The organism is Bradyrhizobium sp. GW821-FHT13H05 (assembly GCF_058804065.1).
The window spans coordinates 12,594-28,289 of the sequence record NZ_JBXAPO010000012.1 but is presented as its reverse complement, the minus strand read 5'-3'; the positions used below and the strand labels follow the sequence as shown (position 1 = coordinate 28,289).

Here is a 15,696-nt window from a genome sequence, read left to right as displayed (position 1 = left end):
CAGTCACGGCTCCGTGTCAGGATAGGGAGCCGGGACCTCGCCACGCGCAAGTCAGGAGGTCAGCCAGACATACTCGGCGAAAGCGTAGCCCATCATGCCGCCGAGCGGGTTGGGCTCCAGTCCCTTCAGCTTGGCGGTGATGGCGTCCACGTTGGAGATGTAGGCCGGAATGATGGTGCCGGCTTGTTCCGACACCAGGACCTGCATCTCGTTGTACATCTCGCGGCGCTTGGCCTGATCGAGCGAGCCGCGGGCCTCGAGCAGCATCTTGTCGAATTGTTCCGAGCTGAACCGGCTCTCGTTCCACGGTGCATCCGACTTGTAGAGCAGGGAGAACAGGATGTCGGGCGTCGGGCGCGGATTGATGTTGCCGAAATGGATCGGCGCCTTCAGCCAATAGTTGCTCCAGTAGCCGTCGGAGGGCACGCGCTTCACATCGAGCTTCATGCCGATCTGCGCGGCGCTTGCCTGGACGATCATCGCCATGTCGATCGCCGAACCGGCCGCCTCGGAGGTGATGACCTCGATGGTCTGACCGAGCACGCCGGCCTTCTGGAAATGGAATTTGGCCTTGTCCAGGTCGAACGATTTCGGCTTGAGAGCGGCATTGTGGTAGACGTTGGCGGGTGACACGGGCTGGTCGTTGCCGACGACGCCGAAGCCGCGCAGGGCAGATTTCACGATCTGTTCGCGATTGACCACGTATTTCATGCCCTCGACGAAATCGCGGTTGTTGCCGGGCGCCATGTCCATGCGCATGTTCAGGTCGGTGTAGGTGCCGGACGTGCTCGTGGACAGCACGACGCCGCTCTGGCCGTCGAGCAGGCGCACCGACCGCGGATTGATCGAGGCAGCGAGATGAATATCGCCGGACAGCAGCGCATTGATCCGGGCGTTTTCATCGGGGATGGCGAAGAACTCGAATGAATCGACGTTCGGGCCGCCTTTGAAATAGTTCGGATTCCGCACGCCCACCGAGCGTTCGCCGGGGGTGAACTGCTTGCACTTGAAAGCGCCGGTCCCGTTGCCCGAGGAGAAATCGGTGGTGCCGTCGGCCACGATCATGAAGTGATGCATCGACAGGATCGTCGGCAGGTCCGCGTTGGGGTTCGCCAGCGTGACCTCGACGGTGCTCTTGTCCACGGCCTTGAAGTCGGTCATCTGGGAGGCGATCGCCGCGACCTTCGATCCGGTCGCCTTGTCCAGATGGCGTTTCAGCGAAAAGATGACATCGTCGGCGCTGAGGTCCTTGCCGTTGTGGAAGGTGACGCCCTTTTTCAGCTTGATCGTCCAGGTCTTGGCATCGCCACTTTCGATCGACTCGGCGAGCTCCATCTGGGGCACACCTGCCTGGTCGAGAAATGTCAGGCGGTTGTAGAAGGAGCAGCAGCGAACATAGTCGGTCGAGAGCGAAGCTTTGGCGGGATCCAGCGTGTCGGCGGTCGATGAGGACCAGGCCGCGGCTTTCAGGGCGCCGCCTTTCACGGGTGTCGCCGCCACCGCTTGCGTCGCGCGACCGAAGACCGTGCTGGCTGCAGCCATGGCCATGCCGTTGGCGAGCATCAACTTCAGCAGGTCGCGGCGCGAGGCTCCGCGCCGAATAGCGTTCTCGATCGTGGCATCGTCCGAAGAAGACCAGTTCGTCGTATTGCTCATGTCAATCCCCTCGCTGGCTAAGGCTACGGCTGGTGTTGCGGTGAGCGGCAAATTGTTCTGCCGCGCCGTTGGGGTGGAGGCTGGGGCGGTCCGTCATAACGACGATTGCCACGTCTCCACTCAGGACTGCATTCTTTCCCGCGATCGAAGTCTCGCAGGATAGTCCCGCGGCTTTGGCCGAAAAAACTGCGGGCCACGGCACAAAATTGCGAAGATGTCTCGCTTTCTAGTGTTTCGAACCTGCGTCCAGCCGGTTCATTGTGCATGCCTATTAATATTGCAGCGCGGCGCGAACTTCGGCATCGGTCAGCGTATCGTCGCGTGTTCTGGCGGTGCGCTTTCTCCGCTTATCCGAAAGCCTGGCTGGCGAGGGCAAATGTGGTCAGTGGCGCGCGGCTGGATTGCGCAATGATGGGGCGCTGCATGACAATCCCTTCGTCAACCCGGACCAGTCCCTGGTCTGCGAGCCAGTTGCTCAATTGAGAGCCCTCGGCAGTGTCGACGCGGACGAAGCGTCCTTCGCTCCGCGCCATGACGAAATTGAGCAGGGCTTTCGCGTCATCGACGTTTGCGGCCACCACAGGGCCGATCACTTCACCTCTGCCAAAGGCGCGTGATGCGGCAAATCCAGTGATCCCCTGACCGCGATCGAGCACGGCCAGTTGGCCGATCTTCGCAAGCGCACGAAGCAGATCTCTCCGGTCCGCACCATAGGCGCTTCTGTCGAGCTCGAGGATCCCGAGGATATCGAGCGCCTCGGCCAGCCTGACTTGGGCGGGCGATACAACACGAAGCGCCTGTCCCTGATGCTGGACAATCGCGCCGGTCTCCCAAAAGCCAAGCTTCCGATAGAGCGGGGCACCCTCACGCGTTGCAACCAGCCTCAGCGCGCGCGATCCCGCCAGCGTGATGATCGCTTCCATGAGCTGACGGCCCAATCCGCGCCCGCGGGCGGCCTCATCGACGATGACCATGTTGATGGTTGCGACATCCCGCTTGTAGCGGGTCATCAGAACCGTTCCGAGCACGGTTGTTGCATTCGCGTCCAGCGCGACGAAGCCCGTACTCAGGTCGAGCGCCAGTTGCCAGTCCTCGAGGCGGTGCGGCCAGCCGGCTTGACGCGAAAGGCGCAACGCACCTTCGAGATGTTCGGAGCCGAAGGTGCTGAGCGATATGATGCTCGGGATCATCAACTGGTTTCCCTGTCCGGCACCAGTCTCGTATTTTGGCGATGTTCAGATCGTCTGAAGGCCGCCACGCGAACGACATCTTCCACCGCAGCCGGCAGAAAAAGCCGCATCTTATGCCGTGCTGCCGTTCTATTGTTGCGGTCCTGACATCGCGCGAGCGCACCAGGACAGGAACGATGAGCCAGTTTCGCCCGAAATACGTGACCTTCGACTGCTACGGCACGCTGACGAATTTCCAGATGGCGGAAGCGGCGCAGGATCTCTATCGCGCGCGTGTGCCCGAAGCGCAGATGGCTGCATTGGTCAGGGATTTCGCGGCGTACCGGCTCGACGAAATTCTCGGCGACTGGAAGCCCTATGCCGACGTGATCCACAACGCGCTGGAGCGCGCCTGCAAGCGCAATGACGTTTCTTTCGAGGCCGAGCATGCGCAGATGGTCTATGAACGCGTGCCGAGCTGGGGGCCGCATCCCGACGTTCCTGCCGGCCTTGCCAGGGTCGCCAAGGAGATTCCGCTCGTCATCCTCTCCAACGCCATGAATGCGCAACTGCCGTCCAACGTGGCGAAGCTCGGAGCGCCCTTTCACGCCGCGCTCACGGCCGAACAGGCACAATCCTACAAGCCGCGCATGAAGGGCTTCGAGTTCATGTTCGATACGCTGGGCTGCGGGCCTGAGGACGTGGTGCACTGCTCCTCGTCCTTCCGCTATGACCTGATGACGGCTCACGACCTCGGTATCAAGAACAAGGTGTGGGTCAATCGGGGGCACGAGCCCGCCAACCCCTATTACGGCTATGTCGAGATCAAGGACATTGGCGGACTGCCGGGCGTGTTCGGGCTCTGAGCCAGCAGGGGATCTGCGGTGAAATACGTTTCCTACTGGCACGATACCGCACCACGCTTCTCCGGCGGCGCCGAAGGTCCCGTCGAGGGGCACTATGACGTTGCTGTCGTCGGCGGCGGCTTCACGGGTCTTGGAGCTGCGCGCCAACTCGCGAAGGCGGGCACAAAAGTTGTTGTTCTCGAAGCAGACCGGGTGATCGGCGGCGCATCGGGCCGGAACGGTGGTCATCTCAACAATGGTCTCGCCCACAGCTATCTCACCGCCAAGGCAGAGCTCGGCAAGGAGCGAGCCGTTGCGCTTTACCGCGCGCTCGATTCCTCGATCGATACGCTGGAGGCGCTGATCGCGGAGGAGGGCATCGCATGCGATTTCCGTCGCGGCGGCAAGCTGAAGCTCGCCTCCAAGCCCAGGCATTTCGATGCCATCGCGCGCAATTTCGAAGTCGTCCACAACGAGGTAGATCCGGAGACCGCGCTTTTATCCGCCCAAGATCTCAGCTCAGAGATCGGCTCGCCCTTCTTTGGCGCGATGCTCTCCAGGAAGAGCGCGATGATGCATATGGGGCGCTATGGCGTCGGATTGGCCGAGGCGGCCAAGCGCCGCGGCGCGATCATCTTCGAACAAGCACCGGTGACTGCGCAGGCGCGGGATGGATCGTGCCATCGGTTGACGACGCCTCGCGGCAGCCTCACAGCCGATCAGGTGCTGCTTGCGACCGGCGCCTATACCACGCCCAATTTCGGTTATTTCCGGCGACGGCTCGTCGCCGTCGGCAGCTTCATCGTGGCGACGCGGCCGCTGAATGCGGCCGAAATCGCGGCCGCCATGCCGGGCAATCGCACCTGTGTCACGTCGATGAATGTCGGCAACTACTTTCGCCTGTCACCCGACAACCGTCTGATATTCGGCGGACGGGCGCGTTTCTCGGCGACATCGGATCAGCGCTCCGACGCCAAGAGCGGCGCCATTCTCGTCGACGGTCTCACGCGAATCTTCCCGCAACTCGCCGGCACGGAGATCGACTATTGCTGGGGTGGACTCGTCGACATGACCAGCGACCGCTTCCCGCGCGCGGGCTATCAGGACGGACTGTGGTATGCGATGGGTTATGCTGGCCATGGCGCGCAGCTGTCGACCCATCTCGGCATGATCATCGCCGATGCCATGCTCGGACGCGAAGACCGGAATCCGATGAAGGGCCTCGATTGGCCTGCGGTGCCCGGCCATTTCGGCAAGCCCTGGTTCCTGCCGCTGGTGGGAATGTACTACAAGATGCTCGATCGTATTCAGTAGCCTGACCGGGACAAATGCGCGCCCGCGCTTGCAGAGCATCGAGGGCAGATCTGTCTTGAGCGTTTGCCGGGATGGCGGAGAGGGCGCGGTCGTACGCCTTCTCCGCTCCGTGGCCGCTCAGCCCAATCCATCGACGTGGAAGGTCTTGATCTCGAGGTATTCCTCGATCCCGACCTGCGCTCCCTCGCGTGCCAGGCCGGATTGCTTGATGCCGCCGAACGGGGACACCTTCGTCGACACCATGCCGGTGTTGAGGGCGGTGCCTGGGCTCATGACACCGTGACGTAGATCTTGCGAACGGTCTCGATGGTCTTCCACACGCCCGTAAATCCAGGCTTCATGACGAAGCTGTCGCCGGCTCTGAACGTGATCGGATCGCCGCCGTCCGGCGTGATCTCGATCGTGCCGGCGAGGATGTGACAGAACTCGAAAGTCTCTCCTTTGATCGAGCGTGTCTCGCCCGGCGTTGCTTCCCACACGCCGGTGTGCACCAGCTCACCCTTGGCCTCGTCCTGTGCCCAGGTCTTGAAGTGGGGTGCACCGGCAATGAGGCGCTCTGGCATCGGGCCGGATTCCTTCGGGGCGAAAGTCGGGTTGGGATCAATTCGTTTCAGCAGCAAGTTCGGCTCCTCTCAGTAACCACGGCTTCGATCAACGAGTCCGACGAGGTCGAGGCCCGCTTCATGTCGCTTGATGTTGTCGATGACGGCGCGAGCGGCGGTGTCCGCCTGGGTCACTCCGGCCACATGCGGGGTCAGCAGCACTTTCGGGTGCGCCCATAGGGCATGATCGCCGGGCAACGGCTCCGGTTCGGTAACGTCGATGACCGCCCCGGCGAGCTGGCCCGCATCGAGAGCTGCAAGGAGCGCATGGGAATCGAGCTGCGCGCCGCGCCCCGCGTGGACGAGGCCCGCGCCGTTCGGCAACTGCGCAAAAAGTTTGCGGTTCAGGATCCCGCGCGTGGCTGCGGTGAGGGGCAGCAGGCAGACGAGGATGTCGGTCTCGCCGAGCATCTGGCTGAGACCGGCATCGCCGCTATAAGTTGCGACGCCTTCGATCGCCTTGTCCGATCGGCTCCAGCCGCTCAAGCGAAAGCCGAAGGGCCTCAGGCTTTCCAGCACGGCGCGGCCGAGGATTCCAAGTCCTAGCAGCCCGACCCGCCGGTCGGCGGCCTGCTTCTGCGGCAGAGCCCGCCATTCGCGGCGTCGCTGCAAATCAAGATAGGCCGGGAGATTGCGGTGAAGAGCCAGCACCGCGAGGGTGACATATTCCTGCATCATCCGGATGATGCCGTCCTCCACCATCCGGACCACCTTCACCCCGGGCGGGATCGCCGTCAGCTGGAATTGATCGATGCCCGCCCCGACCGAAAACAGGATTTCGAGGTTGCTGTATTGTTCCAGTGCCTCGGGGACGGACCAGGTGATGATATGACGTATGTCGGCCGGGGGGACCGTGCCCGGACCGATAACGAAGGGCATGTGTGGGAGCGCCCGAGCGAAGGCCGCACGGAAAACGGCACCGCGCGGTGCATCGGAATTGAAGAGAAAGGTCATTGTCGAATTCGGATGCGCGGGAAAGGGCGAGCTTGCCGGATTGAGCCATGCTACCGGAGCCGGAATTTCGTCTGGTGCCGAATGCCGTTGCGATTTGGTGGATTGTTCCGCGCGATGGTCATTTTGAAATGAATTCTGCGGCGGCGTGGGGTTTATGCTGGTTTCGCCCGGGCCGCTGGAGCGCCCGGTGTGAGACCATTCGAGCGATATTGGGCTCATCGAGAGGGAGCCATGAAAAGGCGCATCCCCGGTTTATTCACGGTTGATACTTTTGAGGCCCGTGCGGCCGATATCGATACGATCGAGCTTGACTGGCTTCATGCGCTGTCAATTGGTGTCGGCTGGCCACATCGCGCCGAAGACTGGCAGTTTCTGCGCGAGGTCGGCCACGGCATCGTGGCTCACGATGAAATCGGGCGGGTCCTCGGATCGGCCATGTGGTTCCCCCATGGCTCGGACTTCGCCACCGTTGCCATGGTTATTACCTCTCCGCGTCTTCAGGCCCTCGGCACCGCGCAGTGGCTGATGAAGCGGGTTCTATCCGAATGCAAGGGACGCAATCTGCGCCTCAACGCGACGCGTGCCGCGCGTAAGCTCTATCTGTCGCTCGGCTTTCGCCTTGAGAGAACGGTCTTCCAGCGTCAAGCCGAGGCGCATCGGCCCGATGAGATGCCGCGCCCTCCCGAAGGAGCCGAACTGCACGGTCTGGATCAAGCCGATCTTGCGGCTGTCGCTGAACTTGATGCGCAGGGATTTGGTGCATGTCGCGTCGAGCTGCTCGCAGCTCTCCTGCAGCAATCCGTTGGCTTTGGCCTCCGCCGGCGTGGCCGCCTCGAGGCCTTTGCGCTCTGCCGTCCGTTTGGGCGGGGTCATGTTATCGGCCCTGTCGTGGCTTCGAACGATAGGGACGCAATCGCAGTGGTGGCGCCGCATGTGATTGCCCATGATGGAGAGTTTCTGAGGCTTGATACCCACCTTGCGGATGGGGAGTTCTCCTCTTTCGTCGCTCGATCGGGCCTGGCTGTCTTCGACACCGTTACGACAATGTCGTTGGGAGGACACTTCCGCGATCCCAATGAGCGTTGTGGAGACATGCCCGTAACCTACGCGCTGGCAAGCCAGGCCCTCGGTTGAGGGCTAGTGGCGCCGCGGCCGTCCTGGACGGTAAGTGAGAGCGGCATTTGCTTCATTCCTAAATGGCTGCGCAATTGGGTGCGATCGCGAAGATGGCTCGTCCGGTGATCCGGCCATCCCGCAGCTCATCGACCGCGCGCATGGCGTCGCGAAGCGCGTAGCTATGAGTAACGAGGGCGCGGAGGCCAATAGCGGCATCGTCGAACCACCCGACATACGTCGCGACGTCGCGATCGCCTCGCGTGTCGCCGCCGAAACATCCCCTGATCGCGATGCCGTGCAGCTGGATGAATCGCAAGTCGAGCTCCGCTGGCCGATGCGCGACGCCGACCACGACGACCGTGCCTCCCGGGCCGAACCCCGCTCGGCCCTTGCGCGCGATAGCGAGCGCATCCGAGAAGGTCGAGGGCGCGGCGACGCAATCGCTCACGTGATCGACGCCGCTCACCCCCTTGCCGTCGGCCCATTGGGCCATGGTCTCGAGGAGGCCGGTCCGCGCCGTGTTGATGAGCCGCGTGGCACCGAGTTGGTGTGCGAGGCCGAGCTTCTCCTCGTTCAGGTCGATCGCGAAGATCTCGCTCGCTCCCAGGGCGCGTGCGGCGATAATGGCCGCTCCGTCGACACCACCGGAGCCGATGACCGCAACCGTGTCGCCGTGCTTGATCCGCGCGCTGTTCATCACGGCGCCTGCGCCCGTCACGACGGCACAGCCGAGCACCGAGAGGGCCGGCCTGCTTTGAGGCGAGCGTCGAGCGCGTCGACGTTATGGCGCTTCCGGTCTTCGGACTACTATGAGGTTCTGCGAAGCTGTGTCGCCGTTTCCGGAACGCCGCACGCCGTCGTGGGAGGTGCAGCGCAGCCAGCAGGGCGGCTCGCAAGGACGCTAGAACCGGAAGTTCGACATGATAGCCAACATGGTTATGGTACGCGCAGGCCCGGTGTCAGATATGAAAGGTCCGGGCTCAAAGGCGCTCAACGATGCCGACAGGTTGAGTTCAGCCGTGGCCTGCCAACCAACCGAGAATTCCAGGAGATTTCCGATGAAGCGTGCGTCGCTGCCTTTGCCTCTGCGCACGAGGTTTCCCGCGATCCCATAGATCCCGTCGGCCGTGCTTTGCCGCCAATAGGCACCGCCGGTAAGCGAGACCGCGATCTCCTTTTGCGGATAGATAGTGATCGTTGGTCGCACCTGGATGAGGTTGCGCGGCCCGATCGGGGAAAGCGCGCCGAAGTATTTTCCTCGTGGAAAAAGCGGGTTGAACGTCCCGAGTTCGTGGTCGTCCGGGTTGTTGTCTCCCGAGATGACGTCGGTCGTGAGCCGGACTTCGGGTTGAAGGGGCGTCTGAAGGAAACGGTAACCGAATTCACCGCCAACTCCCCATGCCGCCACGCGACCATTTCCGAAAGTTCCTCGCTGCACCGCGCCTTCGAAATTCCAGAACCAGGCGCCGGTGTCCCCGAAGATCCGCGTGCCGAAAGTATGCGCCAGTTCTCTGCCGCTGCCCTGGTCGAAAACAGCTTTGCCATCCAACAGACCGAGATAGTATATGTCGAAGCCGACCGACCCGTTCTCCTTCAGCCACTGCGTGGCGTACGCGCCCCAGAGCGACTGCTGATGCGACGTACGATCATCGAAATCTCCAGGAAAATTATCGACTGGACGAGCATACAGCAGCGTGACCTGCCGATCCGGCGCCGTCACGATCGCGTCGACACCGTCAAAGGCCCGCGGGATGTTGGGACCGTAGCGCGTGTCGACGAAACGGCCCGCTCCGAGCGAAATCATCTTGCGCCCTGCGGAAGTGCGCAGCGTGGTGCGGTCACCGAGCGGCATTTCGATCTCGCCGAATGCCTGCAGCATGTCGGCGCCCGTAGCGTCTACAGGGGTAAGGGCGCGGTCGGTCCCGGCGATTCCGGAGACGATCGGTTGTGCAAAGAACCTCATTTGTCCCGCATGGAGATCGGCATATGGCATAAACCTATTCCAGGCATAGCCGTCGTTCGGCGCCGATCCCCAACCGACGTTGGTATAGCCTTCGTAGCGTGACCGAACTTCCATGCCGGTCGAGAGATAGGCCACTCCATTCTCGTCCAATCGAATGTATTTGAACGGCTCCGTCCAGTGGCCGGTCCGCTTGGATGGATCGGAAAGATAGGACCAATCTTCCGAGTACCGCTCGTTCGTTAGGGTGGGCGCTCGCTCGACGTCAGTCCTGACCTGCGCCTGGGCCAGCGCGAGAGAGGTCGTAGCAACGATCGCCGTCGCACAAACGAGGCTGAAATTCACCATTATGCGTTTCATCGACGATGGCGGTCCATAGGTGGGATAGGTGTGCTCTTGATTCCAGCACGGGAGCGCCCTCGTTCAAGGACGTCATCAGCTAGTTCGGGCCGTGACATTTCTGCCAAAGGCGAACGACGAGACCGCGAGAAGGATGCCTCCTCGCGGCAACGTGTCTTTGCCCGATCGGTTAGCCCTTCGGCACCGGCGTATTGAGCAACTGCTGTTCCCACAGATACGCGATGCCGCTTCCGGCTGCGTGCTGCACTATCACCTCCGTAAGGGGGCCAGCCGTATCCAGTCGGGCCCAGTCGCGCTGCCATTCGGCAGCCAGCGCCAGCCAGGTCATCATGTTCGCTCCGGCGGCGATCATGCGCTGGACGGCGACCTCGTGCGCTTCGACCGAAGTGGCGCCCGACGCATCGGTGATGACGGTCACGTCCCAGCCCTCGCCGAGAGCTTGGATCGCCGGCATCGCGACGCAGATTTCCGTCCAAAGACCTGCGATGATCAACTGCTTGCGACCCGTCGCTTTGACGGCATCTACAACCTTCTTGTCTTCCCAGGTGTTGATAAACGTACGGTCGATAACTTCCTGGCCGGGAAATACATCGGTGATCTGCGGAAAGATGAGTCCGCCCCTTGCCGCCACCACGCTTGTGAGAATTGTAGGAACGTTGAAGACCCTGGCCGACTTCGCGAGGGCCGTCGATGCATTGACTACGGCATGCGGATCGTGGCTGTTAAGGTTCGCGAGCTGGTAAGGCTGATGGTCTATCAGGACGAGCACTGAGTCTTGAGGACGAAGAAGAGAGTCTAGGCCGTTACGGAACGTCATGCATATATCCTCTGCTGCCGTTTCGTTTGCGATTGAACTACGGAAGAGATGCGCGGCAGCGGCGCGAACACTGTCACCCCCAACTGCATTGCGGTAGGCCGCCGATCTGAGACAATGCGTCGCCGAAACTGGAACACTGAAATGGATATCGAAGAGTTACGTACTTTCGTGGAGATCGCCGGCTCTGGCGGCGTTTCGTCCGCCGCGCGCCGGCTCGGCATTTCGAAGTCCGTCGTCAGTCGGAACCTCGCCAGGCTCGAGGCGGACCTCGGCGTCCAACTCCTCGCGCGAAGCACACGCGGAGCAGCTTTGACGGAGGCCGGGGTCACATTCAGAGATCACGCGGAAAGAGCCTGCGCCGAGATCGACGCCGCACGCGACTTGATCCTGAACGATGGCGAGCTGCGCGGCCGACTAAGAGTGGCGATGCCGCTTAGTTTCGGCCCAACTCATCTGGCCCCGGTACTTGCTGATATGGCGCGGCAGCACCCACAGCTCCAGATTCACGCTTCCTACAGTGATCGCTTCGTCGATCTCGTGGCAGAGGGGTTCGATTGCGCCGTTCGATTCGGCTACCTTCAGAACTCAAGCCTGGTGGCGCGCAGCGTCGGGCCCATTTATGGAAAGCTGGTCGCAAGTCCGGACTACATCGAGAGGCATGGTTTACCCGAAAAGCCGGAAGACCTCGCAGGCCATGAAGCTCTCATGCGAGGGACTGAAGCTTGGCAGTTCTTGGACGGCGGAAAGATAGTCTCGGTCCGTCCTCAGGGGCGCTTCAAGGCGGACAACGGCACCGCGCTTATCGCGGCGGCGTTGGCCGGAGTCGGCATCGCCTGGCTTCCTGATGGTCTCACGGATCAGCACGTGGCGTCTGGAGCCCTCGTTCCGATCATGACGCGTTATCCACTGCCGCCGGCAGGCTTATATGTCGTCCGCCCGCCGGGGCAGCAGCCGGCGCGCAAGGTCCGCGTGCTCACTGATCTGTTGATCGAATGTTTCGGAGAACGTGAATTGCCTGCACCGGACGCCCGCTGAGACTTTTTCATGCGGCGCATAGCACAATGTCGCCATCGTACGATCGCCTGACTTTCCGGAAGCGGCGCTCTGCCGGAGCATCCGACTAGGCGGTACCGTCTGGTGCAAGTCTCTTGTTCCCGATTTTGCGACACGGTGTATCGCCGCGACGACCTACCGTCGAATGAATGGTGATGGTACTGGCGATCTAGACCTCGTCATGAGGGCGAGCGTCTTCCAACAAACCAACTTTCTTACAACGGCATGCGAGGACCTGGACGGCGCTTTTCAGCGCCTGGAAGCGGGATTGAGCGCGCACCAAACAGATAGCCAGTTGGCTGATCGCGGGGAATCGCGAGTCGGTAAACGGTAGATGTCGGTGCTTGCGATCCTGTCTCCTGCGATGACGAACTTGCAATGACGGCTACCGTCTAGCGAAGCCGATCAGCCTTAAGAACTGCCGAATGGGGATAAAATGATCAGAAGAATTTTAATCGCGTTGGTGACGATTTCTTCGTTATCCGCGGTTCAGGCACAATCGACGCAAGATGATTCTGGAGCTGACCTGATCGTTTTCAACGCGAAGATCTTGACCGGCAACCGCGGGCAGCCCGAAGCCTCGGCGTTGGCCGTCAAGAAAGGCCGCATCTATTCCGTTGGGTCCGACGGAGATATCCTCGGTCTCAAGAAATCCGAGACCAAGGTAATCGATGCTCGCGGCAGAAGACTCATCCCGGGCATCATTGATGCCCATATCCACGTGCTCAACGACTTGGCATATAACTCCAATGTACGATGGGATGGCGTGCCGACGCTGCGTCGGGCGTTGTCGATGTTGAGCGAGCAGGCTGAACGCACGCCGGAGGGCCAGTGGGTCAAGGTGATCGGAGGCTGGTCGCCCTTCCAATTTGAGGAGAACCGCTTTCCTACGTTGGACGAATTGCAGAAGGCCGTGCCTGATCGTCCCATGATCGTGCAATATGCCTACAACCGCGCCTACTTGAACAAACGGGCGATGGAGGTGCTTGGGTTAGGCACCGATCGATTCCCGAAAGTGCCGGGCACCGAACTCGAGAAGGACAGCCGCGGACAATACACCGGTGTCATCCACGGCTACACGTGGTTGTTCCTCGCGCTGGAGACCATGGTGCCGCAGCCCACGTTCGACGAAGAAGTGAGTTCGTTGATATACAGCATCCGCGGTCTGAACCGGTTCGGCGTGACCTCGATCATCGACAACGGCGGTAGATGGGAATACCCCAAAGCTCAGGCAAGGGTGGCCGTACTTGCACGAGACAACCGCCTCAATGTGCGCATGCCCTTTGTGGATCTGCAACTCGGCAAAGGCGGACCGGTGAACATGGTGGATCTGGAGGTCGAGGCGATCACGAAAACGGCCCCGATAAGCCCAGGTCAAAACCTGCACCCTACCCTTGCACATGGTCATGAATATCGAGGGGCCGGGGAGGTTCTGGCGGGAGAAGTGCACGATCATGAGAATTTCGATCGTCCGCCGGTCGTCATCGAGCCGGAGAAGATGCAGCGCTTCGTCGAGCAGGACGTGAGGAAGCTGGTGGAGCGGCGCATCCCATTCCGCATGCACACCACCTACAACGAGAACATCTCGCCGTTTCTCGATGCTCTGGAGAAGGTGAATGAAACGATCCCGCTCGATGGTTTGCGATGGAGTCTCGAACACGCCGAGACCATCACTCCGGAGAACATTGATCGGGTGAAAAGGCTGGGTGGCGGCATCGCCCTGGACCACAAAATGGCGTTGCACGCCGATGGCTTCATAAAGACCCATAGTCGCGAGGAGGCTTTGAGGACCCCCCGTTTGCGCATGCTCGTTGATAGCGGCATCCCACTGGCCATGACTACCGACGCCTTTCGGGCTGCCACGTTCAACCCATGGGTCGGTATAAGCTGGATGGTATCTGGAAAGTCCGTGTCCGGATCCGAAGTTCTTGCCAAGGACAACCGTCTCTCCCGCGCTGAAGCGCTGAAACTGTTTACCAGTGGCCCAGCGTGGTTCATGAATACTGAATCCGAAATGGGCTTAATCGCTCCGGGCAATCTGGCGGATTTCGCTATTCTTGATAGGGATTACTTTTCCGTACCGGAGGATCAGATCAAATCCGTCTCTTCTGTCCTGACTATCATGGACGGCAAGGTCGTGTTTGGTGCACAGGACTACAGCGCTCTATCTCCAAAACTTCCTGCGATTGTTCCGAATTGGTCACCCGTTAAATACTTCGGGAGCTATTACGGGGACAATTGAGCTCTGCGGAGTTCATCAGGTTGCGTGGCATCCCGGCCGAGATCAACTAGCGTGCCGATGCCACGCAAATCCAAGTTCAGCCGTCCATTGGGGTGAACGACATCTGCTATGCCGCGGTCGAGCATTCAGACAGCTTCTGCCGGGGCACGAAGGCCGTGGAGCGCAACGATATCCGGGGATATCACCGGTCCGACGGCCAGATCGTAACCTGTAGCGGAAGTCGGTATCGGTGTTGCGTCTCCCCGATTTGAACCTGTCACCTGGATCGTGTCACCGGCTTCATCTCCCTATTCCACGACAAGCCCGCTAACGGAGGAGTTCACCCCCGGGCCTCATTGGCTTGCGTTCGCGTTTCCGCTGGCGGCGGACGGGGGGCTTCGCGGCCCCTCATGATGTGAGTGCGAGGCTCGCCATCATCAGACCGATAGCCGCGATCCAGCCGCCGAGTGCGCGAACGGCGATGGCTCGCCAGGATGTTGCGCTGTCCGAATTGGTTCGCTTGAATACTGCGGTCAGCGCCATCGTCAGTGTGATGGCTCCGTAGCCCACACAAGCCAAGCCGGCCGCAAACAACAGCCGGTCGGTTTCGGGCCCGAGGTCGGCGGCGTTCGCTGCGCCCCGTATCACGGCGACTGCGAACGCAATCGCGCAGAGCAGGAGCGTGGGGACTTGCGCGGCTGCCGCGAGCAGCATGCCGATTGCGAGCATCATGGTCGCGTCCGCAAGCTGCGCTGAAGCCGCGCCGAAAACGTCTCCAACAGACAACCCGACCAGCAGTCCAAGCGGAAACACCGGGATAAGCCAGCGCCCCTTGGAGGCTCCGAGCGTACCAGCCAGCACGCCGGTCGCAGTCCAGAGCACGACATCCTGAAGATCGGTGACGGGGTGCACCGCACCCATGTAGAAATCGCCGAGGCGAGCCGCGACGATATGCGCCTCCGCGCCATTCGCGCCGGCAAGCAGCATCACCGCGGCCATCAACGCCCGTGCGGGTTTCAGCTTCATGCGAGGGCTCCGATGCCCTGAGCGAGGAAATAGCAACCAATTCCCGCGATGCCGGCCCCAAGTCCCTGAATGACGCGCTCGCCGGCGGGCCAGCGCGTCAGCGTGCCGATCACGATGCCGAACAGGTGCAGGAGGCCGGTGGCGGTGACGAAGCCAACCCCATAGGCCAGCGCATTTGCCGCGCGCGGAAGTTCGGCTCCGTGCGCATGGCCGTGAAAGATCGCAAAGATCGCAACGACGAGGGCGGCAGCGGGAAAGGGAAGCCGCAGCCGGGCGGCAACGGCAACCCCCAGGATCACGGCGGAGGCGGCAATCATCAGCTCCGGCATCGGAAGCGGGACATGCAGCACGCCCAGCACCCCGCCGACCGCCATGACAAGCGGGAAGGTGATCGGCAGGATCCAGATTGCGGGGGCGCCGAGCTGCGCGCCCCAGATCCCGACGGCCACCATTGCGATCAGATGATCGATTCCCGTGACCGGATGGAGCAGGCCGCTGACGAGGCCGCCCGCCACGCCAGCTTGTTCATGCGCGAGAGCCGGTTGCGTCAGTGCGAACAAGACGATCGCGGTCGTGAGGGCTCGGGGGATGCGTAAGGACATT

14 protein-coding genes and 1 pseudogene are annotated in these 15,696 nt (G+C 61.5%); 5 read left to right on the top strand and 10 right to left on the bottom strand.

The window, feature by feature from the left end; genetic code table 11:
- Positions 1-51: 51 nt before the first annotated feature.
- Together AC1RR3_RS28400 and AC1RR3_RS28395 are read right to left on the bottom strand one after the other, a co-directional pair.
- On the bottom strand, positions 52-1,656 hold the full coding sequence (locus AC1RR3_RS28400; RefSeq protein WP_492826855.1) for an ABC transporter substrate-binding protein: 1,605 nt from the start codon (positions 1,654-1,656) through the stop codon (positions 52-54).
- Between the two features lie 347 nt (positions 1,657-2,003).
- Positions 2,004-2,846 carry a GNAT family N-acetyltransferase gene (locus tag AC1RR3_RS28395; RefSeq protein WP_492826853.1) on the bottom strand — a complete coding sequence of 281 codons (843 nt, stop codon included), beginning with the start codon at positions 2,844-2,846 and terminating at the stop codon, positions 2,004-2,006.
- 176 nt (positions 2,847-3,022) lie between these two features.
- Here AC1RR3_RS28395 and AC1RR3_RS28390 point away from each other — a divergent pair, with 176 nt between their 5' ends.
- Both AC1RR3_RS28390 and AC1RR3_RS28385 read left to right on the top strand, forming a co-directional pair.
- A complete protein-coding gene (locus AC1RR3_RS28390; protein WP_492826851.1) occupies positions 3,023-3,691 on the top strand; it encodes a haloacid dehalogenase type II in 669 nt (222 codons plus the stop codon).
- An 18-nt stretch (positions 3,692-3,709) separates the two neighbouring features.
- On the top strand, positions 3,710-4,984 hold the full coding sequence (locus AC1RR3_RS28385; protein ID WP_492826849.1) for an NAD(P)/FAD-dependent oxidoreductase: 1,275 nt from the start codon (positions 3,710-3,712) through the stop codon (positions 4,982-4,984).
- Positions 4,985-5,101: 117 nt separating this feature from the next.
- Here the strand turns inward: AC1RR3_RS28385 and AC1RR3_RS28380 are convergent.
- From AC1RR3_RS28380 to AC1RR3_RS28370, 3 genes and pseudogenes are all read right to left on the bottom strand, one after another.
- Positions 5,102-5,239, bottom strand: a pseudogene (locus tag AC1RR3_RS28380) (aldehyde dehydrogenase family protein); the annotation flags it as partial.
- Positions 5,240-5,253: 14 nt separating this feature from the next.
- Entirely contained in the window at positions 5,254-5,547 is a 294-nt protein-coding gene (locus AC1RR3_RS28375; RefSeq protein WP_177234877.1) for a cupin domain-containing protein, read from the bottom strand.
- A gap of 69 nt (positions 5,548-5,616) precedes the next feature.
- The gene (locus AC1RR3_RS28370) at positions 5,617-6,540 is read right to left on the bottom strand and encodes a 2-hydroxyacid dehydrogenase (protein ID WP_492826847.1); all 924 of its coding nucleotides are present in this window, start codon (positions 6,538-6,540) and stop codon (positions 5,617-5,619) included.
- Positions 6,541-6,771: 231 nt separating this feature from the next.
- Between AC1RR3_RS28370 and AC1RR3_RS28365 the strand changes: the two genes are divergently transcribed.
- The gene (locus AC1RR3_RS28365) at positions 6,772-7,674 is read left to right on the top strand and encodes a GNAT family N-acetyltransferase (RefSeq protein WP_492826845.1); all 903 of its coding nucleotides are present in this window, start codon (positions 6,772-6,774) and stop codon (positions 7,672-7,674) included.
- 58 nt (positions 7,675-7,732) lie between these two features.
- Here the strand turns inward: AC1RR3_RS28365 and AC1RR3_RS28360 are convergent, their stop codons facing one another.
- From AC1RR3_RS28360 to AC1RR3_RS28350, 3 genes are all read right to left on the bottom strand, one after another.
- Complete coding sequence (locus tag AC1RR3_RS28360; protein ID WP_492826843.1) at positions 7,733-8,374, bottom strand: zinc-binding dehydrogenase; 642 nt, start codon at positions 8,372-8,374, stop codon at positions 7,733-7,735.
- 183 nt (positions 8,375-8,557) lie between these two features.
- On the bottom strand, positions 8,558-9,964 hold the full coding sequence (locus tag AC1RR3_RS28355) for an alginate export family protein (RefSeq protein ID WP_492826842.1): 1,407 nt from the start codon (positions 9,962-9,964) through the stop codon (positions 8,558-8,560).
- A gap of 181 nt (positions 9,965-10,145) precedes the next feature.
- Positions 10,146-10,793 carry a hydrolase gene (locus AC1RR3_RS28350; RefSeq protein WP_492826840.1) on the bottom strand — a complete coding sequence of 216 codons (648 nt, stop codon included), beginning with the start codon at positions 10,791-10,793 and terminating at the stop codon, positions 10,146-10,148.
- A 141-nt stretch (positions 10,794-10,934) separates the two neighbouring features.
- Between AC1RR3_RS28350 and AC1RR3_RS28345 the strand changes: the two genes are divergently transcribed.
- Both AC1RR3_RS28345 and AC1RR3_RS28340 read left to right on the top strand, forming a co-directional pair.
- Positions 10,935-11,828: a LysR family transcriptional regulator gene (locus tag AC1RR3_RS28345; RefSeq protein ID WP_492826838.1), complete on the top strand. Its 894-nt coding sequence runs from the start codon at positions 10,935-10,937 to the stop codon at positions 11,826-11,828.
- A 454-nt stretch (positions 11,829-12,282) separates the two neighbouring features.
- Complete coding sequence (locus AC1RR3_RS28340; RefSeq protein WP_492826836.1) at positions 12,283-14,088, top strand: amidohydrolase; 1,806 nt, start codon at positions 12,283-12,285, stop codon at positions 14,086-14,088.
- A gap of 387 nt (positions 14,089-14,475) precedes the next feature.
- On the opposite strand, the gene AC1RR3_RS28335 is transcribed toward AC1RR3_RS28340, so the two are convergent.
- Entirely contained in the window at positions 14,476-15,093 is a 618-nt protein-coding gene (locus AC1RR3_RS28335) for a HupE/UreJ family protein (RefSeq protein WP_492826834.1), read from the bottom strand.
- Complete coding sequence (locus tag AC1RR3_RS28330) at positions 15,090-15,695, bottom strand: HupE/UreJ family protein (protein ID WP_492826832.1); 606 nt, start codon at positions 15,693-15,695, stop codon at positions 15,090-15,092. Before AC1RR3_RS28330 ends, AC1RR3_RS28335 begins: the two co-directional genes overlap by 4 nt.
- Position 15,696: the final 1 nt, after the last annotated feature.